Below are 19,303 nucleotides of genomic sequence, written 5' to 3' on the forward strand. Positions count from 1 at the left end.
AGCACCGGGTAGGGGACGAGTTCAGTCTAGTCGAGGGGTTTCCATACCCGCCAGCATGGCTGGGCCCACATTAGTAACAGGCCGTCAAGAGGGAGAAGCTAATCGGGCGTTAGTTCGCGGGTCGCGCAATCGCCTGTTGTCTAACAGTGGGGGCGCCGTGACAATCAGACAATGACCTCGATCATCCCCGCATCACCGAAAACCGTTCTGCAACTGGACGGGCTCAGCCGCCGCCGTGCCGGCCGCCAGGCCGTGCAGGACCTCAGCCTTACCCTGCACGCTGGCCAGGTCATGGGCCTGCTCGGTGTGAACGGAGCCGGCAAGTCGACCACCTTGTCGATGATCGCTGGCGCGCTGCGGCCGGACACTGGCGGCATCCGGCTGAACGGCGAGGATTTCCTGGAGCATCCCGGGCTGGCGCGCAAACACATCGGCTGGTTGCCGGAACGTGCGCCGGTATGGGCCGAACTCAGCGTCAACGAACACCTCGATGCGCATGGTCGCCTGCGCGGACTGCACGGTGCCGCATTGCGCGCGGCGCGCACGGCGATCATCGAACGACTGGAACTGCAGCCGCTGGCCCGACGCCTGGCCGGCGTGCTGTCGCAAGGCCAGCGCCAGCGACTGGGGCTGGCCTGTGCGCTGCTGCATCACCCCGCCCTGCTGGTGCTGGACGAGCCGGCCAACGCGCTGGATCCGGTGCAGGTGGCCGCGTTGCGTACGCTGATCCGTGAGCAGTCTGCCGCCGGTACAGCCGTGATCCTCTCCACTCACCTGCTTGCCGAAGTCACCGCCGTATGCGATCGGGTGGCCATCCTGCACGAGGGTGGCTTGCGCCACGATGGCCCGGTTCACAGCGACGACCATGCCGCGCTGGAGCGGACTTTCTTCGAGATCGCGATGAACGGCAATAACAGCGCGGCGCGCGCCGCATGAGCGCAGCTTTCGTGAGCCCTGTTGCCGTGACACGGCTGGAATGGCGCCGCCTGCTGGTGCGCCCGTTGGCGTGGGTGCTGGCAGCGCTGACGCTGGCCTGGCTGGCGTGGAACTTCACCCTGCTGCTGGGCAGTTTTCTGGCCGGCCAGATCCAGCGCGCCGGCTTGCCGGACGGCCCCGGCTTCACCGATCTCGTGGCCGTGCCGCTGCTGGGCCAGCTCGCCCAGCTGGCGTTTCTGGTGGTGCCGCTGCTGACCATGTCGATGATCGCCGGTGATCGCCGCAACGGCACGTTGCCGCTGCTGTTCGCCACTGGCGTGCCCGCCTCGCGCATCGTGCTCGGCAAATACCTGGCCGTGCTGGGCTGGTTGCTGCTGTGGCTGGCGCTCACTCTGGCCATGCCGCTGGCGCTGACGCACGCCACCCATCTTGATTGGGGCAAGCTGGCCGCCGCCACACTGGGGCTGGGGCTGATGCTGGCTACGCTGGGTGCGGTGGGTATGGCGTGCTCAGCGTTTGCCTCGCATCCTGCGATCGCCGCCGCTGCCGCACTGGTCATCGCGCTGGCGCTGTGGGGCGTGAACCTTGGCGCACAGATGGCCGGCATCAATGGCGGCGTCATCAATTGGCTCGCCATGAGCACGCACCTGCAGCCGCTGCTGCGCGGACTGGTGTCGAGCACCGATATCGTGTGGTTCTTGCTGCTGACCGTGCTGGCACTGGCGTTGGCCACGCGCCGGCTGAACGCCGACAGGGAGCGTGGCTGATGCGCCATCTATTCAGACGTCTGGACGGCTGGCTCTTCGCACTTCTGCTGCTGCTGGCGGTGGGCGCGCTCGGCTACCTCAGCACGCGCTATGCGCATGAGGCCGACTGGACCGCCAACGGCCGCACCAGCCTGTCGGCCGAAAGCCGCGCCGTACTGGCGGAGCTGAACGGCCCGGTGGACATCGTCAGCTATGCCAATCCGCAAGGCGACCTGCGCCAGACCGTGGCCGGCTTCCTGCAGCGCTACCAGGCCGTGAAGCCCGACCTGAGCCTGCGCTTCGTCGACCCGCAACTCGATCCGGCGAAAATGCGCGAGCTGGGCATCACGGTCGATGGCGCACTGATCCTGCATTACAAGGATCACGAGCAGCGGCTGGACGAGCTGTCCGAACGCAGCCTCACCAATGCACTGGAGCGGCTGGTGCGCGGCAGCGATCGCATCGTCGCGTTCGTCACCGGCGATGGCGAGCGTCGCGCCGACGGTCAGGCGAACGCCGATCTCGGCACCTTCATGACGCAGCTGGAAGCGCGCGGCATGCGCGCGGTGCCGCTGAACTTCGCCCAGGTCAATGCGGTGCCCGAACACACCGACCTGGTGGTGCTGTCCAGCCCCACCCTGGCGCTGGCGCCGGGCGCCGTGCAGGCACTGGTCGGCTACGTGCAGAACGGCGGCAACCTGCTGTGGCTTACCGAACCGGCGAACGACGATCTCGGCCTCAATCCGCTGGCCGATGCGCTCGGCGTGCATGTCTTGCCGGGCGTGCTGGTGGATGGCTCGGGTACCGCGCTGGGCCTGCATGACCCGCGGATGATTGCGCTGGGTGACTACCCGCCGCAGTCGATCACCCGCGGCTTCACGCTGACCACGCTGTTTCCGCAGGCGTCCGCACTGGCACAGGTGGCAAAAGCGGGCTGGGCAGTCAAACCGTTCCTGCGTTCGGGTGCGCAAAGCTGGACCGAATTCCAGCCGATCGACAACGACAAGCCTTCGGACATCCGCTTCGACGCGAACGCCGGCGAGCTCAAGGGTCCGCTGGATTTCGGCTTCGCGCTGAGCCGGCTGGCGCCAAGTCCGGACAAGAGCGAGCAGCGCGCGGTGGTGATCGGCGACGGCGATTTCCTGTCCAACACTTTCCTGGGCAACGGCGGCAATCGCGCACTGGGCGAGCGCGTGTTCGACTGGCTGCTCGGTGACGACAAGCTGGTGGAGCTGCCGCCGCGCGGCGCGCCGGATCGGCTGCTGGAGATCTCGCAGACCGGGCTGAATCTCCTGAGCATGGGCTTCCTGATCGCGCTGCCACTGCTGCTGCTGCTGGTCGGCGGGCTGATCGTGTGGCGCCGGCGGCGGCGCTGAACCGATGAAACGTGCCGCTCGTCAGCGTCTGATCCTGCTGCTCGCCGCGCTGGCACTGATGCTGCTGGCCAGCTGGCAGCTGCGCCGCGATGCGCGCAACGACACCGGCGCGCTGACCTCGCTCGATCCGGGTGCGATCAGCCGCATCGCACTGACCCTGTCCGGCGCGCAAACCATGCACTACGAAAAACGCGGAGGCCACTGGTGGCGTACCGACGGCACGCCGGCGCGCGCCATCGATGCCCGTCTGGGCGACCTGGCCGACACCGCCGCGGCGCACGTGCTCAGCTGGCGACCAGCCAGCGATTTCGATGCCGCGAAAATCGGCCTGTCACCACCCGGGGCGGTGTTGCGTCTGGACGGCCAAACGCTCGAATTCGGCGAGACCTCGGCCACCGGCCCGCAGCATTACGTGCGCGTCGGCACGCGGGTGGCGCTGGTGTCCTCCCGCTACATGCCGCGATCACCGGCCACCGCGACCACCGAACTGCATTGAGCCGGCTCCTCATCGTGGCGTAACGCGGCCGGATCGAACATGGACCGAAACCACCGCCGCGAACCGCCAGCGGGTGCGGCCGTCACCTTGCCCGACGCGGGGCTCGCCCCATATCGGGCGTACGTAAAGCTCAAGGAGTTCAGGCGATGAACAAGCAAGCGATCGGCGTGGTCGGCATGGCCGTGATGGGCCGCAACCTGGCGCTCAACATTGAGAGCCGCGGCCACGCGGTGTCGATCTTCAACCGCAGCCGCGAAAAGACCGACGAGGTGGTCGCCGAACACCCGGATCGGCGGCTCGTGCCGACCTACACGCTGCAGGAGTTCGTCGACTCGCTGGAAAAACCCCGCCGCATCCTGCTGATGGTGAAGGCCGGCGCGCCCACCGACGACACCATCGCCCAGCTCAGGCCGCTGCTCGACGCGGGCGACATCCTGATCGATGGCGGCAACACGAACTTCAAGGACACCATCCGGCGCAACCAGGAACTGGCGAAGGCCGGCTTGCACTTCATCGGCACCGGCGTCTCCGGCGGCGAGGAGGGTGCGCTGCACGGCCCCTCGATCATGCCGGGCGGCCCGCGCGATGCGTACGAGCTGGTCGCGCCGATCCTCACCGAGATCGCGGCTAAGGCCAAGGATGGCGCGCCGTGCGTCGCCTGGATGGGCCCCGACGGCGCCGGCCATTTCGTCAAGATGGTGCACAACGGCATCGAGTACGGCGACATGCAACTGATCGCCGAGAGCTACGCCGTGCTCAAGCAGGTGCTCGGCCTCTCCAACGACGAACTGGCCGCCGTCTACACGCGCTGGAACCAGGGCGAGCTGGACAGCTACCTGATCGAGATCACCGCGCAGATCTTCGGCAGGCGCGATGCGGACACCGGCAAGGCGCTGGTCGATGTGATTCTCGATCGCGCGGCACAGAAGGGCACCGGCAAGTGGACCAGCCAGAGCGCGCTGGATCTGGGCGTGCCGCTGCCGCTGATCACCGAATCGGTGTTCGCGCGCGTGCTCTCCTCGCTGAAGGAGCAGCGCGTGGCGGCCAGCAGCCAGCTGCCCGGACCGGCCGCCAGCGCGTTCACCGGCGACCGCCAGGCGTTCATCGATGCGGTGGGCCGCGCGCTGTACCTCAGCAAGATCATTTCCTATGCGCAGGGCTTCGCCCAGCTGCGCGCTGCCTCGGACGAATACGACTGGCAGCTGGACTACGGCAGCATCGCGCGGATCTGGCGCGCCGGCTGCATCATCCGCGCGCGCTTCCTGCAGAACATCACCGACGCCTATGCGCAGGATCGCCAGCTCGCCAACCTGCTGCTGGCGCCTTGCTTCCGCGACATCGCGACGAACTACCACGCCGCCCTGCGCGAGGTGGTGGGCGCCGCCGTGCGAGCGGGCGTGCCGGTGCCGTGCTTCTCCTCGGCGATCGCCTATTACGACGGCTATCGCGCCGAGCGGCTGCCGGCCAACCTGATCCAGGCGCAGCGTGACCTGTTCGGCGCGCACACCTTCGAGCGCATCGATCGGCCGGGCAGCTTCCACGCGGACTGGAACTGAGGGGCCATGCCCGAACTGCCCGAAGTCGAAACCACCCGCCGCGGCATCGAGCCATATCTGGTCGGCCGACGCGTTGCCGGCGTGATCCTGCGCCGGCCCGACCTGCGCTGGCCGATCCCGCCGCAGATCAGCACGCTGCTGCCGGGACAGCGCATCGACGCGGTCGAGCGCCGGGCAAAGTACCTGCTGCTGCATACGCGCGCCGGCAGCGCGCTGCTGCACCTGGGCATGTCCGGCGTGCTGCGCGTGCTGCCGCCGGACACGCCGGTGGGAAGGCACGATCATGTCGACATCGCGCTGGAGCGAACGAGCGCGCAGGCACCGCGCATCCTGCGTTTCACCGACCCGCGCCGCTTCGGCTGCCTGCTGTGGCAGGCGCCCGGCGAGACGCACGAACTGCTGGCGAAGCTCGGCCCGGAGCCGCTGACCGACGCCTTCGACGGCGACCTGCTGTGGCATCGCTCGCGCGGCCGCAAGGCGGCGGTGAAACTGTTCCTGATGGACAACGCGATCGTGGTCGGCGTCGGCAACATCTACGCCAGCGAAGCGCTGTTCGCCGCCGGCATCGATCCGCGCCGTGCGGCCGGTTCGATCTCGTGCGCGCGTTATGCGCGGCTTGCCAACGAGGTGAAACGCATACTGGCGTGGGCGATCGAACGTGGTGGCACCACCTTGCGCGATTTCCTCAATCCCGATGGAGCGCCGGGTTACTTCTTCCGCGAGCTCAACGTGTATGGCCGTGCGGGCGAAGCATGCCGGGCATGCGGCACGCCGATCCGGCAGGTCGTGCTGGGGCAGCGCTCGACATTCTGGTGCCCGCACTGCCAGCGTTGAATCGCCAGGTTTGTGGGAGCGACTTCAGTCGCGATGCTCTTCCACACGAAAGACAGAAGCATCGCGACTGAAGTCGCTCCCACAGAGATCACCACTCACGCCGACCAGTTGAACTCGACATAGGTGTTGTTGAACTGCGGATCGTCCAGTCCGCCGCCGAGATGCACCACGACACCGCTGGGAACGCCCTCGATATCCAGTCTCTGCCCTTCGCTGAAATGCGCGCCGAGCGCCTCCAGTTCGACCAGCTTTTCGCACAACAGGCCGGCACGGTCGACGGCGCGATCCGGCACCTGGCGGATGCTGATGTCGGGGCGGCCGAACTTGCGCATGCCGCGGGTATGGATCCATGAGTGATCCGGCGTGGGCTCGCCGTCGCGCAGGATCAGCAAGTGGTTGCGGATCGGCGCGCCGTCGCGGATCAGGTACTTCCGGCGCCACGCGTCGGCATCCAGCAAGCTGAGGATCTGCGGATCGAGGATCGCGGTGCCGCCGATGTCGAGCATGCCCGCCAGCACGCCCAGCGTGTCGCGCAGGTAACCGGTGGCCGGGCTGTCCTTGAGCGTGCCGCGCACGACCATGACTTCGGGTGCATCGAAGGCAAGCTGCCACGCCTCCGGTGCATCGGCCTTGAACATGCGGCCCATCGCGCCTTTCAGCGGATAGCCTTCCCATTGGCGCAACGCGCTGTGGTAATGACTGACCGCCTCGATGCCGGCCGGCAGGCCCGGACTGCCGTAATCGGCGGACGGCACGCGCACTGCGTCGAACTTGCCGAACACGTAGAACTGCAGCAGGACCTCCTCGTCGCTGGCCTGCCAGTGCGGGCGCTGCCGCGCGGGGATGGTGATCGGGTTGCTCATGACATTCCTTGATGGTGAATCTCGGTCAGCACTGCTCGATCAGCGATGCTCGCCGAGCGGCAGCACCGATTGCTGCAATTCGATGCGGCCGCTGCCTTCGCTGATCTTCTTGAACTCGGCGCGACTCACCGAGACATAGCGGTCGTTGCCGCCGATCTCAACCTGCGGCCCTTCGGTGACAGCGCGGCCGTGCTCATCCACGCGCACCACCATGGTGGCCTTGCGACCGGTGTGGCAGATCGTCTTGATCTCTTCCAGGTTGTCCGCCCAGGCTAGCAGGTAGCGGCTGCCCTCGAACAATTCGCCGCGAAAATCCGTGCGCAGGCCGAACGCCAGCACCGGGATGTTGAGCTTGTCGACCACGTCGCTGATCTGCCACACCTGTGACCTGGTCAGGAACTGCGCCTCGTCGACAAACACACAGTGCAACGCGCCATGCGCAGCGATGTCGGCCTCGACCAGTGCTAGCAGATTCTCGTCGCCGCCGAAGCGGCGCGCGTTCGCCTTCAGGCCGATGCGCGAGGCGACCACACCGTCGCCGTAGCGGTTGTCCAGCGCCGGCGTGAGGATCAGCGTGCGCATGCCGCGCTCGTGATAGTTGTACGCACTCTGCAGCAGCGTAGTGGTCTTGCCGGCGTTCATTGCCGAGTAATAGAAATAGAGCTTGGCCATGGGGGTACGTTCGAGTCGTGACCGTGCATGGTAGCGCGACAGCTGGTCGACCCACCTCTTGCGCGCAAGGGGTGGGTTCGATCAACCCTTGTCCAGCGGGGTGTTGCCGCCGGTGAACTGCAAACGCGCCTGGGCGAGTCTGTACTTGTGCTCGGCGCGGCTGCGGCGCCAGTCGCGCAGCACGCTGATCGCATAGACCAGCTTGAACAGGCCCAGCTTGCGCAATACCACCGGCGTGTCGAACAGGTCGCCGGCGAGCATCGAGATCACGCCCTGTTCCAGTTGCCAGGTATTGCGCGGCGAGCGGAACATCTGCTGCATCACCGGGCCGTTGAAGCGGTAGATGAAGAACGAGAAGCGCGCCATGCCGGCACGCTGGCGCTTCTCCAGCTTGCGCAGCAAGGCCGGCTCACGGGCTGGCTCGCGCAGAGCCTGATCGACGACCTCGGCCGCCTGCTCGGCGCCACTCATCGCCAGGTACACGCCGGAGGAGAACACCGGGTCGAGGAACGCGAACGCATCGCCGACCAGCACCCAGCCCGGGCCACCCATTCGCGTCGAGTCGTAGGAATAGTTGCCGGTGACGCGTACCTCCTCGTCGATCAGCTCCGCGTGCTCGAGGCGTCGCCACAAAGCCGGGCTGAGCTTCAGCGTGTCGAGCAGGAATTCGGCCGTGCGGCCCCTGCGCTGCTTCAGATACTCCGGTCGGCATACCGCACCCACGCTCATCACGCCATCGGGCAGCGGGATCATCCACATCCAGCCATGCTCGAAACAGTAGATGCTGATGTTGCCGGCATCCTCGCCGGCGCGACGCTCAGCGCCACGATAGTGGCCGAAGATCGCCGCGCTCTGATGCTGCTCGTTCTTGCGGCGCAATTTCCTTTTTGCGGAAAGGAAGGCGTCGCGACCACTCGCGTCGACCACGTAACGCGCCTGGATGCAGTAGCTGCGGCCGTCGTCGGTTTTCACGTCCAGCAAGCTCGCGCGTGGGCCGCGCTGCTCGACCTGCACTACCTCATGTCCTTCGCGCGCATCCGCGCCGCGTTCGCGCGCATGGTCGTAGAGCATCTTGTCGAAATCCTGCCGCCATACCTGGTACGCATGCGGCGGGCTTTGCCCGATCGCGCGCGCAAATGCGTAGGTGTTGTAGCCGCGCTCGTTGTCCGCCTCGAAATCCGCGCCGGGCTTGAACACGCCCAGCGCGCGCACCTTGTCCAGCACGCCGAGCCGCTCGAACACCGGCAGGTTCATCGGCAGCAGCGATTCACCGATATGGAAGCGCGGGTGATGCGCCTTTTCCAGCGCAATCACCTTGTAGCCGCGCCGCGCCAGCAGCGTCGCCGCGGTACTGCCGCCCGGACCGCCACCGATCACCACCACGTCACACAGCTCTGTCGTCGTTTCCGCCTGATCCGCCATGCCTCTTCCCTGCGACTGTTGTGTGTCGATTATGGCCGAAGCCGGCGGGCGCGCCAGCGGTGCTCTGTTACCATCGACCACCGCCTCATCCCGTCTTTCGATCCATGCTCAATCCGCAACAACTGGCCGCCGTCGAACATTGCGACAGCCCGCTGCTGGTGCTCGCTGGTGCCGGTTCCGGCAAGACCAGCGTGATCACCCAGAAGATCGCGTACCTGATCGCGCGCAAGCATCTGGCGCCGTCGAAGATCGCCGCGATCACCTTCACCAACAAGGCCGCGCGCGAGATGCGCGAGCGCGTGGCCAAGCTGGTCAGCACGGAGGACGCCGCCGCGCTGACCGTGTGCACGTTCCACGCGCTGGGCCTGAAATTCCTGCAGATCGAACATGCGCGCGCCGGTCTGCGCCGCGGATTTTCAGTGATGGATGCGGACGACAGCGCCGGCATCGTCAAGGAACTGTCGCCCAAGGGCGCCAAGAACGATGTGCTGTTCGGCATCCGCAACCTGCTCAGCCGCGCCAAGAACGGCGGACTCTCGCCGGAGGAAGCACTGGCCGCCGCACGCAGCCCGCGCGAGCTGGAAGCGGCGACGATCTACGACATGTACCAGCAACGCCTGGCCGCGTTCAACGCGGTCGACTTCGACGACTTGATCCGGCTGCCGCTGCGCATTCTCGAAGCGGACAGCGAGTGCCGCGATGCCTGGCGCGAGCGCCTGCGCTATCTGCTGGTGGACGAATACCAGGACACCAACGACGCGCAGTACCGTCTGCTGAAAGTGCTGACCGGCGATCGTGGCGGCATCACCTGCGTGGGCGACGACGACCAGTCGATCTACGCCTGGCGCGGTGCGAACCCGGAGAACATCGACCAGCTCGGTCGCGACTGGCCAAGCCTGCGCGTGATCAAGCTGGAACAGAACTACCGCTGCGGCAAGCGCATCCTGCGCGCGGCGAACCAGTTGATCGCGAACAACCCGCACCTGCACGAGAAGAAGCTGTGGAGCGAGCACCCGGAAGGCGCGCCGATCCGCGTGCTGGAATGCAAGGAAGCCGAGCACGAGGCCGAACACATCGCCGCGATCGCCACCACGCTGGCCGAGAAGCACAAGGCGCGCTGGCACGACATCGCGATCCTGTACCGCGGCAATTTCCAGGCGCGCCCGCTGGAGAAGGCGCTGCGACTGGCGCGGATTCCGTATCACCTCACCGGCGCACTGAGCTTCCTCGATCGCGCCGAGGTGAAGGATCTGCTGTGCTATCTGCGCCTGTTGACCAACCCCAGCGACGACGCCGCGTTCCTGCGCGTGGTCAACGTGCCCAAGCGCGAGATCGGCTCGACCACGCTGGAGAAGCTCGGCCAGCTGGCGCAGAGCCGGCACAGCTCTCTGCTCGATGCCACCCGCAGCGATGGCGTACTGCGCCAGCTCACCCCGCGTCCGGCCGCCGCGCTGGCCTCATTCTCCGACCTGCTCGACGAGCTGCGCAGCGCCTCGCTGCACCAGAGCGCGGCCGACCTGGTCGAGCTGATCCTCAAGCGCACCGGCTACGCCGCACAGATCGCCGCCGGCACGCCCGATGCCAGCGTGCGCGAGCGCAAGCTGGGCAATCTCAAGGAACTCGCCGACTGGTTCCGCGCCATGCAGAAGGGCGGCAACTCGGCCGGCGACCTCGCCTCGCAGCTAGCCCTGCTCAGCCACGCCGACCGCGACGAACCCGGCAACGCCGTGCGCATGATGACCCTGCACGCGGCGAAAGGTCTGGAGTTCCGCTTTGTCTTCATCGTCGGCTGCGAGGACGGCACGCTGCCGCACGAGGGCGCGATCGACGAGGGCCGCATCGACGAGGAACGCCGGCTGATGTACGTCGGCATCACCCGCGCGAAAGAGCTGCTCACGCTGTCGTGGTCATCGAAGACCAAACGCTACGGCGAAGTGCACACCAACCAGCCCAGCCGCTTCCTGCACGAGCTGCCGCAGGCCGACCTACACTGGCAGGGCAAGGATCCGGAAGCGGACAAGGAAATCACCCGCGAGACTGCGCAATCGCACATGGCGAAAATCGCGGCGATGCTGGCGGGCAACTGAACGCGTTGCGCTGCTGCAGCCGCCCAAGGCGGCAGACAGGCCGGGCAGCACCACTTCGACATGGCGGCGTCATTTCCAGACATTGATGAAGACCGTGATGACGATGGCGTTGGTGAAGTCGATGAGGAACGCACCCACGATGGGGGCCACCAGGAAAGCCCGCGGCGCGGGGCCGAAGCGCTCGGTCAGCGAACTCATCACCGCCACGGCGTTGGCCGTCGTGCCCAGCATGAAGCCGACGAAGCCGCTGGCCATGACGGCGGCATCGTAATCGCGGCCCATCAAGCGCAACAGCGGCCAGCAACAGACGGCCATGACCACGATCGATTGCACGCCCAGGATGACCAACAAGGGCATCGCCAGTCCGGCGAGGTCCCACAGGTGCAGATCCATCAGGGCGACGACGAGAAACAGCGAGAGTGCGGCGTTGCCGATGATGTCGATGCTGCGCGGTGACAGGCCGAACCAGCCGAGGTGGTCGTCGAGGTTGCGGATCAGCGCGCCCACCAGCATGGCGCCGATGTAGCTGGGCAGAGTCAGCCCCAGCGCGCCCAGCCCACCACTGATCCAGGCACCGATGCCCATGGCCAGCAGGATGAACACGAAACTCTTGAGCCCGGCGTAGGCCTGCGCTTCGGCGCCGTCGACGCTTGTTGCGGCGGGAACCGGCACCGCCTGCGGGCTCGCCTGGGCGCCGTCGGCCATGTCCAGCGACCGCGGCGTGCGCAGCTTGAGGCGCTCGATCAGCATTGTCGCCAGTGGCGCGCCGATCACCGAGGCAAAAACGATACCGGCCATCGCGTTGGCCAGCGCCACACTCGGCGCGCCCTGCACGCCGTCTGCCGTGAACAGCGGCGCAAACGCGAGGCCGGTGGCAGGACCTCCGGCCAGCGTGACCGAGCCGGTGATCACGCCGAACAGCGGCGGCAGCCCGAACGCCGTGGCCAGTGCGATGCCCACCACGTTCTGCACCACGGCCAGTCCGGTGGCGAGACCGAGGAGCAGCACGATCTGGCGGCCACCGACCTTGAGCAGGGACGTGCTCGCGTTGAAGCCGATGGCGGTGAAGAACGCGATCATCAGCGGCTGCTTGAGTGCCGTATCGAAGCGTACCGGGGTGACGTTCCACTGGCGGCAGGCGAGCAGCGCCAGTGCCACCAGCAAGCCGCCGATCACCGGCGCCGGGATGCTGAAGCGCGACAGCAATGGCACTCGCCCGCGGATCGCGTACCCGGCGATCAGGAACACGCCGCCGCAGGCCAGTGTCTGGATCGGATCAAGTGTCAGCAAGCAGATGCCCTCCCCTTGACCGTCGTACCGTGGCGGCGGCCGTGCATGCGCACGCGACGACCATCCTCATCCGCCCCAGAATGCCGGCGATGGCGGCAGCAGGAAGCCGCCCTGCAGACTCACGCCGTCGGGGTAGTCGTCCTGCAGCCAGAGCGGGCCGTCCAGGTCGATGAACTCCGCTTCGCGCGCGATCTCCAGCGCCGGCGTGATGCCGAGCGAGGAACACACCATGCAGCCGGCCATGATCTTGAAACCGTCGACGCGCGCGGCCCGCAGCAGACGCCAAGCCTCGGTCAAGCCGCCGGTCTTGTCCAGCTTGATGTTGACCGCCTGATAGCGATCGCGCAGTCGCGGCAGGTCCGACGTCACATGGCAGGCTTCATCGGCGCAAATCGGAATGCGGCTGGAGAAACCCAGCAAGGCATCGTCCGCGTCCGCGGGCAGCGGTTGCTCCAGCAATTCGACACCGGCGCGCTCCAGCATCGGTTGCATGTCGCGCAATAGTTCGATCGTCCAGCTTTCATTGGGATCGACCATGAGATGGGCGAGAGGTGCCGCCCGCCGCACGGCCTCGATCCGCGCCGCGGGGTCGTCGGCGTCGACCTTGATCTTGATCAGTCCGGCGCCGGCGATGCGGGACGCCGCCGCCGCCATTCGCTCTGGCGTGTCGATGCCGATGGTGATCGCACTGACCAGCGCGGACCGTGGTGGGCGCCCCAGTTGCACCCACACCGGCACCGAGCTGAGTTGCGACTCGAGATCCCACATCGCCGCGTCCAATGCATTGCGCGCGGCTCCCGGCGGCAGCCGTGCCTGCAACTCATCGCGCCCCATGCCGGCGACGAGTTCGGCGCGCAACGCCTCCATCTCCTCGATCACCGACGCCACCGATTCGCCATAGCGCGCGTAGGGAACGGATTCGCCACGCCCGATTCGGCCCGCCTGGTGCAGCTCGACCGTCACCACGTCGGCGGCGTACTTGACCCCGCGTGCGATGCGGAAAGGCGCCACCAGCGGGAAGCTGCGCTGCGTGATACTCAGTTCGCGAAGCATGCGAGCAAGTTGTCCACGATGGACTCGACACCCATGATGACCGGGTCCTGACAGGGCAGCTGGAGTAGATCACTGATCTGCCGGCAGGTCGCCAGCGCTTCCGGCGCCGACAGGCTGGAGGTGTTGAGTGCGACACCGACCGCCTTGACGGCCGGGTTGGTCAGGCGCGCGGCGACGAGGTTGGCTTCGAGGCAACGCTTAAGCTCGGGCACCGGATAACCGGGCAGGCCGCGCATGTGACGTCGAGTGGGTTCGTGGCACAACACCAGCGCATCAGGCTGGGCGCCATGCAGCAAGCCGAGTGACACGCCGGCGTAGGAAGGATGGAACAGCGAACCCTGGCCTTCGATCAAGTCCCAGCCGTCGTCGCTGCGTGCCGGCGAAATCCATTCGGCGCCGCCGGAGATGAAATCGGCGACCACTGCATCGATCGGCACGCCGGAACCGGCGATGAAAATGCCGGTCTGGCCGGTGGCGCGAAAATCCGCCGCACAGCCGCGCTGGCGCATGGCACGCTCCAGCGCGAGTGTGGTGTACATCTTGCCGACCGAGCAGTCCGTACCCACCGTAAGCAGCCGTCGACCGGCGCGCGGGCGACCGTTGCCGACCGGTATGCCCGGCGCGGGGTCGCGGGCATCGAACAGCACGCGACCATTGCGCCGGGCGGCCGCCACGATCTCCGGATTCTCGCGCAGCTTCTGGTGCAGCCCGGCGACCACGTTGAGGCCGGCGTCCAGCGCCGCGATGGTGTCGGCGATGATCTCCGGCGCCATCATGCCACCGGCGTTCGCGGTGCCGATCATCATGGTGTTCGCGCCTTTGGCCTTGGCCTGGGCCATGCTGATGTCGGGCAGACCGAGCGTGGGCTTGCAGTCGCGGTGACGGTACTGGCCGACACACCACTCCGGGCGCCAGTAGGCCACGCCCCTGGCCGTCTTGATGGCCAAATCATCGGCCGGGTTGCCCAGGTACAGCAGGTAAGGCGGGCCCCAGTGGCCAGGCAGGGTCGCATCGCCATGATTTGACATGAAAGGGTTACTCCACTTGACGGACACGCCGTCGACCAGATGAAGGGTGCCCGCGCTGACCGCTTTCCAACCGGTGGCGACGGATCGTCCGGATGGGCAGCCGCGGGTGACGCTGAAATGCACGAACCTTGCGGGAATATCCAGTGTGTCGGGCGGACCTGTGCCGCGCAGGCCACCCCATCAGCGCGAGGGTTGGCCGGCGATCCCTCTGTTCGCCCTGGCCACGCCGCTCTTTCCCGGCAACGCCGGCGCATGACTCAATGGATGGTTTCGACCTTGCCCAGCCCGTTGGGGTTGCGCGGATCGCTGGCCGCCGACTTGACGTTGGTCGTCTTGTCCCAGACCACCACATTCATGTTGCCCCACGAATCCTTGTCGTTGATTTCGTAGCCCATCGCTTTCAGCTTTGCGAGCACGTCGGCCGGGATATCGCTACCGGATTCGATGTCGACGCGGTCGGGCATGAACTGGTGATGGATGCGCTTTTGCGCGGTGATCTCGCCGGCATTCTTGCCGTCGATGAAGGCGAGGATGCCTTCGAACACCTGGGTGATGATGGTCGAGCCGCCGGGCGAGCCGATCACCGCCAGGCGATCCTTGCCGATGACGAAACTGGGTGTCATCGACGACAGCATCCGCTTACCGCCGACCGGTGCGTTGGCGGAGCCGCCGATCAGGCCGAACGCGTTGGGCTGGCCGGACACCAGGGCGAAGTCGTCCATCTCGTTGTTCAGCAGCACACCGGTTTTTCCGGCGACGAAACCGGAGCCCAGCGTGGTGTTGACCGTGGCGGTCATCGACACCATGTTGCCGTCCTTGTCGATGATCGAGTAGTGCGTGGTATGCATGCCCGGATCCTTCGCATGCACCGACGGCAGCCACGCCGACTTGGTGGCCTGCTCGGGCAGGATGCTCTGGCGTAACCCGTCGGCGTAGTAAGGCGAAAGCAGCATGTCCAGCGGCATCTTCACGAAATCGGGATCGCCCAGGTATTCGTTGTGATCGCGGAAGGCGCGGCGCATCGCCTCGACGAGGTAATGGATGCGGTGGGCCTCATCCATGCTCTTGAGATCGATCGGCGCGAGGATGTTCAGCATCTCGGCGAGCGCCACGCCGCCGGAAGACGGCGGTGGTGCCGTGACGATCTTGTAGCCGGCGTAAGTCAGCTCGATCGGTGACCGCTCCTTCGCCTGATAGCTCGCCAGATCGGCGAGCGTCCAGGTGCCGCCGGACGCCTTGACCGCCCTGACCAGCTCCTTCGCCACGGCACCCTTGTAGAAACCGTCCGCGCCTCTTTCGGCGATGGCTTTCAGCGTCGCGGCCTGACCCGGATCGCGGAAGATATCGGTCGTCTGCGGTGCCTTGCCACCGGGAAAGAATTTGCCAGCCGAGGCCGGGTACCGACGCAACACCTCGGCCTCGCGCCCGATGGAGCGGACCAGCGGACTGCTGGGATGGAACCCTTTGTCAGCCAGCCGGATCGCCGGACGCAACGACACGGCAAGCGGCACTTTTCCGTACTTGCCGGCCATGTAGGCCAGGCCTGCCGGCATGCCGGGAATGCCGGCAGCGAGTGGGCCGTGGAGCGACGTGTCGCGGTTGGGGGTACCGTCGGCCTTGCGATAATCAGCTTCGCGCACCGCCTGCGGCGCCATCTCGCGCGCGTCGATGAAGGTGTCCTTGCCGGTGGCCGCATCATGAATCAGGGCAAGAAAGCCGCCGCCCAGGCCCGAGGCTTCCGGCTGCACCACCGACAGCGACGTGGCCACGGCAATCGCGGCATCGACCGCGTTGCCACCCTGGGCGAGGGTTTCGAAACCGGCTTCGGTGGCCAGGGCATTGGCGCTGGCGATCGCGGCGGTGGTGGTTGTCGCGGTCCGGGGCGCCGCGGTGTCTTGCGCATACGCCAGCACGCCGAATGTGGCTATCGCCACCACCAGGACGGGTTGGTACCAGCGCAAGGTGCGGCGGCTCAGTGTCGCCCGGCAGGCTGGCTTTGCATGGGATCGCGGTGTGTTTCGGTCGGACATTCGTTCACCCTCCAGAGTATGGGTCGAGCATAGTCACAGGCAGGCAGATGCCACCAATGAAAAGACCGCTGCGTTGCATAACTGACGGTTGTGGATGTCATCACACTGCAAGATGACGACGGGACCGTGCCGCGCAGGTTCCGGCAAACAAAAGCCCCGACATGGGCCGGGGCTTTTGTCGCGTCAGAGCAAACCGGATCTACCAGTGGTACTGGACTTTGCCGTATACGAACGCGCCCTGGAAGCCGAATGGCGAGCTCGACGAATACGGAAACGCGCCGTTCTGATCGCTGTCCTGGCGGGTCTTTTCCGGATAGGTGTTGAGCACGTTGTCGCTGCCCACGGTGAACGTCCATTGATCCAGGCTGTAGCTCACCGCAAGATCGATGAGCCATTTGTGCGGGTACACCTGATCGTCCAGGTAGCTCGTCGAACCGTATGAAGTGATACGGCCATAGCGGGTCGCGGTGCCCGTCACCCCCCAGCGCCCCAGGTTGTACGTCTCGGTCAGAATCACCTTGCTGCGCGGCGCGGTGTCGGCAAGCAGGCCCTTCGTGGCGCTGCGGTTGAGGCGCAGGAAGATGGCGCCCAGCGAGTCGAGCACGGCGGGGTTCGGACGGACGCCGGTGACCTTGTTCTTGTTGTAGGTCGCAGACAGTGTCGTCATCAACGTGCCGCCGTTGCTGAAGTCACTGCGGTAGCTGGATACCCAGTCGACGCCCTGGCTGCGCACGTCCCCCGCGTTGGTGAAGTAGGCGACGCCGCTGTACTGCAGGTTGCTGACGCCGTTGGCGGCCAGGTAGGCCTTCACGGCCGGGGTCGAAGTGGAAATCGAGCTCGACAGTGCGATGCGGTCGCTGACGCTGATCTGGTAGGCGTCGATGCTCAAACTGAGCGCATCGGTCGGATTCCACACCATGCCGAACGTGTAATTGCGGGATTTTTCCGGCTTCAACGGTTCACTGCCAAGCAACATGGCGATGGGGTTGCCTACCGGCACCAGTCCGCGCAGGTAGATGCCTGGTGGCAGGCCCAGTGAATTGCCGGCGCCAAAAGATGCCGACGTGGTTTCCGAGTAATGCTGCTGGCCCAGTGTCGGCGCGCGAAATCCGGTCGAGGCGCTGCCGCGCAGGGCGAACGTATCGGTGAAATCGAAGCGCGCCGACAGCGCGCCGGACGTGGTGGTGCCGAAGTCCGAATAGTCCTCGTGGCGCGCTGCCAGGGAAACGCCCAACTTGTCCGTGAGATTGGTTTCCAGCTGGACGTATTCGGCCAGATCCTTGCGCGCCACCGACATCGCGTCCTGCGGTCCCCAGCCGGCAAAGCCCTGGGCGCCGCCGCGCACGCCGGAGGTGCCGACATAGTACGAACCCGGCTCGCCCGCCTCGACGTTGTAGGCCTGGCGCAGCCATTGCGTACCGAAGGAGACGGTCACCGGATTGGGCAACCAGCCGACGTGCATCTCCTTGGAAATGTCGATATCGAACGTCTGCTGCGTTGCCGTCAGAGTGCCGTCGTGGAAGCCGGTCGGGCTGCTGCCGAAGTCGTTCAGCAGCGCGTAGTTGGTGGTGTTGAGGGTGCTGTAGAAAACCCGGTTGCCGCCGTAGTTCGCGCTGACGTCCCAGTGCCAGCCATTCGCCACGCCGCGCAGTCCGGCGACCAGCGAGCGGTCGATCGAGACGCCATGTTCCTTCGGCAGAAAGCCGTCCGGATAGACCAGCCCGATCAACGCGTTGTTCGGGCTCGGCGTATTGGTGCCGTAGCGGAAGAACCCGCGCGGCTCGCCGACGCGGCGCCCGTAATGTCCGAACGCGTAGAACTGCACGCCGGGGGTGATGTCGTATTGCGTGTTGAGCAGCAGGTTCTGGTTCTTGAACGATACCGCGCCGAACTGGAACTTCGCACCCAGCTGGGTGAAGCCGGGGCGGCGGTCCACGCCGGCGCGGTTGGTCGGACTCTGGTTGCTCTTCTCCATGGCGAAGCGCATCCAGCCCTTGTCGCCGCCCAGCGGAAAACCGAAATTGGCCGAGCCCTGCCATTGCCGTCCGTCGCCCGCCGAATACTGCCCGCCGGTGGCCTGCACGTCGCCGCCTTCGGCACCTTTTTTCAGGATGATGTTGATCACGCCGGCCAGCGCGTCCGAACCGTATTGCGCCGACGCACCGTCGCGCAGCACTTCGACATGGTCGATGGCAGACATCGGGATGGTGTTGAGGTCGATGCCCTGCGAGCCTTGGCCGATCTGGCCAAGGCTCAGCAACAGCGCACCGGAATGCCAGCGCTTGCCGTTCACCAACACCAGTACCTGGTCCGGCGAAAGCCCGCGCAACTGGAAGGGTCGCTGGAACGCAAAGGTGTCCGACGCCGGTGCAAACGGAAAATTCAGCGAGGGAATGGCTCGCGCGAGCGCCTGGGTCAGGTCGATCGTGCCGGTCTGTTTCAAGACATCGGCGGAGATCACGTCGATCGGCGTCAGCGACGAGCTTTCCGTGCGGTTGCCGGCACGCGTGCCGGTTACCACCACCGGGCCCAGGTTCTTTGCCTTGGCCGGTGTCGCGGTGGGTGTCGTGGCCATTGCATCGCTCGACGCCTGCGGGCTCGCATTCTGCGCCGCCGCCGTGTGGGTGAGTGCAAGCAATACCGCAGCAGTCAGCAGGGTCGGAGTGATCCGACCGGAACGCTTGTTCATGAAATTCCCCCCAAGTGTTTTACCGCAACAAAACCGCCGCAGGCCAAAGCGCTCGCATGGCTTTGCCAGTCAACGGATGTACCCCTGTAGATGTTCTCGAAGCCTGCTTCGATCGCGAACCTGTTCTCGCCGGCGATCGCGGCGGCACCGTCCTGCATACGGGGCGGCAGGCTGGTTGCCATCGAGAGCACAGGCCGGTGCGACCGCAAGGTGCTGCAGTACGGT

At 66.2% G+C, this 19,303-nt stretch carries 16 protein-coding genes; 7 read left to right on the top strand and 9 right to left on the bottom strand.

What is annotated here, in order from left to right:
* Positions 1-171 precede the first annotated feature (171 nt).
* The 6 genes from EAH75_RS12245 (at position 172) to mutM (ending at position 5,944) form a co-directional block, all read left to right on the top strand.
* Positions 172-936 (top strand): ABC transporter ATP-binding protein, encoded by a 765-nt coding sequence (locus EAH75_RS12245; RefSeq protein ID WP_140648909.1) that lies wholly within the window; start codon positions 172-174, stop codon positions 934-936.
* A complete protein-coding gene (locus tag EAH75_RS12250) occupies positions 933-1,703 on the top strand; it encodes an ABC transporter permease (protein WP_140648907.1) in 771 nt (256 codons plus the stop codon). The genes EAH75_RS12245 and EAH75_RS12250 overlap by 4 nt, the downstream gene beginning before the upstream one ends.
* Positions 1,703-3,058 carry a GldG family protein gene (locus EAH75_RS12255; RefSeq protein WP_140648904.1) on the top strand — a complete coding sequence of 452 codons (1,356 nt, stop codon included), beginning with the start codon at positions 1,703-1,705 and terminating at the stop codon, positions 3,056-3,058. The genes EAH75_RS12250 and EAH75_RS12255 overlap by 1 nt, the downstream gene beginning before the upstream one ends.
* 4 nt (positions 3,059-3,062) lie before the next feature.
* On the top strand, positions 3,063-3,554 hold the full coding sequence (locus EAH75_RS12260; protein WP_140648902.1) for a hypothetical protein: 492 nt from the start codon (positions 3,063-3,065) through the stop codon (positions 3,552-3,554).
* Between the two features lie 146 nt (positions 3,555-3,700).
* On the top strand, positions 3,701-5,110 hold the full coding sequence (gene gndA, locus EAH75_RS12265; RefSeq protein WP_140648900.1) for an NADP-dependent phosphogluconate dehydrogenase: 1,410 nt from the start codon (positions 3,701-3,703) through the stop codon (positions 5,108-5,110).
* Positions 5,111-5,116: 6 nt separating this feature from the next.
* Positions 5,117-5,944 carry a bifunctional DNA-formamidopyrimidine glycosylase/DNA-(apurinic or apyrimidinic site) lyase gene (gene mutM, locus EAH75_RS12270; protein ID WP_140648898.1) on the top strand — a complete coding sequence of 276 codons (828 nt, stop codon included), beginning with the start codon at positions 5,117-5,119 and terminating at the stop codon, positions 5,942-5,944.
* 95 nt (positions 5,945-6,039) lie between these two features.
* On the opposite strand, the gene EAH75_RS12275 is transcribed toward mutM, so the two are convergent.
* From EAH75_RS12275 to EAH75_RS12285, 3 genes are all read right to left on the bottom strand, one after another.
* Positions 6,040-6,807: a hypothetical protein gene (locus EAH75_RS12275; protein ID WP_140805595.1), complete on the bottom strand. Its 768-nt coding sequence runs from the start codon at positions 6,805-6,807 to the stop codon at positions 6,040-6,042.
* Between the two features lie 39 nt (positions 6,808-6,846).
* Positions 6,847-7,479: a thymidine kinase gene (locus EAH75_RS12280; protein WP_140648894.1), complete on the bottom strand. Its 633-nt coding sequence runs from the start codon at positions 7,477-7,479 to the stop codon at positions 6,847-6,849.
* 81 nt (positions 7,480-7,560) lie between these two features.
* On the bottom strand, positions 7,561-8,901 hold the full coding sequence (locus EAH75_RS12285) for an NAD(P)/FAD-dependent oxidoreductase (protein ID WP_140648892.1): 1,341 nt from the start codon (positions 8,899-8,901) through the stop codon (positions 7,561-7,563).
* A gap of 104 nt (positions 8,902-9,005) precedes the next feature.
* Between EAH75_RS12285 and EAH75_RS12290 the strand changes: the two genes are divergently transcribed.
* Positions 9,006-10,988 (top strand): UvrD-helicase domain-containing protein, encoded by a 1,983-nt coding sequence (locus EAH75_RS12290; protein ID WP_140648890.1) that lies wholly within the window; start codon positions 9,006-9,008, stop codon positions 10,986-10,988.
* Between the two features lie 69 nt (positions 10,989-11,057).
* Here EAH75_RS12290 and gltS read toward each other — a convergent pair whose 3' ends face one another.
* From gltS to EAH75_RS12320, 6 genes are all read right to left on the bottom strand, one after another.
* A complete protein-coding gene (gene gltS, locus EAH75_RS12295; RefSeq protein ID WP_140805597.1) occupies positions 11,058-12,278 on the bottom strand; it encodes a sodium/glutamate symporter in 1,221 nt (406 codons plus the stop codon).
* 66 nt (positions 12,279-12,344) lie between these two features.
* Positions 12,345-13,331, bottom strand: coding sequence for an N-acetyl-D-Glu racemase DgcA (gene dgcA, locus EAH75_RS12300; protein WP_140648886.1), 987 nt, complete (start codon positions 13,329-13,331; stop codon positions 12,345-12,347).
* Positions 13,316-14,359 carry an N-acetyltransferase DgcN gene (dgcN, locus tag EAH75_RS12305; protein ID WP_140648884.1) on the bottom strand — a complete coding sequence of 348 codons (1,044 nt, stop codon included), beginning with the start codon at positions 14,357-14,359 and terminating at the stop codon, positions 13,316-13,318. The genes dgcA and dgcN overlap by 16 nt, the downstream gene beginning before the upstream one ends.
* 257 nt (positions 14,360-14,616) lie before the next feature.
* Positions 14,617-16,389 carry a gamma-glutamyltransferase gene (gene ggt / locus EAH75_RS12310; RefSeq protein WP_140648881.1) on the bottom strand — a complete coding sequence of 591 codons (1,773 nt, stop codon included), beginning with the start codon at positions 16,387-16,389 and terminating at the stop codon, positions 14,617-14,619.
* 199 nt (positions 16,390-16,588) lie between these two features.
* Positions 16,589-19,078: a TonB-dependent receptor plug domain-containing protein gene (locus EAH75_RS12315; RefSeq protein ID WP_140648878.1), complete on the bottom strand. Its 2,490-nt coding sequence runs from the start codon at positions 19,076-19,078 to the stop codon at positions 16,589-16,591.
* Positions 19,075-19,260: a hypothetical protein gene (locus EAH75_RS12320; protein ID WP_140648876.1), complete on the bottom strand. Its 186-nt coding sequence runs from the start codon at positions 19,258-19,260 to the stop codon at positions 19,075-19,077. The genes EAH75_RS12315 and EAH75_RS12320 overlap by 4 nt, the downstream gene beginning before the upstream one ends.
* Between the last annotated feature and the right edge of the window lie 43 nt (positions 19,261-19,303).

It is taken from the genome of Rhodanobacter glycinis, from assembly GCF_006438785.1.
Lineage (GTDB): Bacteria > Pseudomonadota > Gammaproteobacteria > Xanthomonadales > Rhodanobacteraceae > Rhodanobacter > Rhodanobacter glycinis_A.

Coding starts and splice junctions, on each gene's coding strand:
- EAH75_RS12290 (WP_140648890.1), top strand. CDS start 9,006: ATGCTCAATCCGCAACAACTGGCCGCCGTCGAACATTGCGACAGCCCG.
- EAH75_RS12320 (WP_140648876.1), bottom strand. CDS start 19,260: ATGGCAACCAGCCTGCCGCCCCGTATGCAGGACGGTGCCGCCGCGATC.
- EAH75_RS12275 (WP_140805595.1), bottom strand. CDS start 6,807: ATGAGCAACCCGATCACCATCCCCGCGCGGCAGCGCCCGCACTGGCAG.
- EAH75_RS12260 (WP_140648902.1), top strand. CDS start 3,063: ATGAAACGTGCCGCTCGTCAGCGTCTGATCCTGCTGCTCGCCGCGCTG.
- ggt (WP_140648881.1), bottom strand. CDS start 16,389: ATGTCCGACCGAAACACACCGCGATCCCATGCAAAGCCAGCCTGCCGG.
- EAH75_RS12255 (WP_140648904.1), top strand. CDS start 1,703: ATGCGCCATCTATTCAGACGTCTGGACGGCTGGCTCTTCGCACTTCTG.
- EAH75_RS12285 (WP_140648892.1), bottom strand. CDS start 8,901: ATGGCGGATCAGGCGGAAACGACGACAGAGCTGTGTGACGTGGTGGTG.
- dgcA (WP_140648886.1), bottom strand. CDS start 13,331: ATGCTTCGCGAACTGAGTATCACGCAGCGCAGCTTCCCGCTGGTGGCG.
- EAH75_RS12315 (WP_140648878.1), bottom strand. CDS start 19,078: ATGAACAAGCGTTCCGGTCGGATCACTCCGACCCTGCTGACTGCTGCG.
- mutM (WP_140648898.1), top strand. CDS start 5,117: ATGCCCGAACTGCCCGAAGTCGAAACCACCCGCCGCGGCATCGAGCCA.
- dgcN (WP_140648884.1), bottom strand. CDS start 14,359: ATGTCAAATCATGGCGATGCGACCCTGCCTGGCCACTGGGGCCCGCCT.
- EAH75_RS12245 (WP_140648909.1), top strand. CDS start 172: ATGACCTCGATCATCCCCGCATCACCGAAAACCGTTCTGCAACTGGAC.
- gndA (WP_140648900.1), top strand. CDS start 3,701: ATGAACAAGCAAGCGATCGGCGTGGTCGGCATGGCCGTGATGGGCCGC.
- EAH75_RS12280 (WP_140648894.1), bottom strand. CDS start 7,479: ATGGCCAAGCTCTATTTCTATTACTCGGCAATGAACGCCGGCAAGACC.
- EAH75_RS12250 (WP_140648907.1), top strand. CDS start 933: ATGAGCGCAGCTTTCGTGAGCCCTGTTGCCGTGACACGGCTGGAATGG.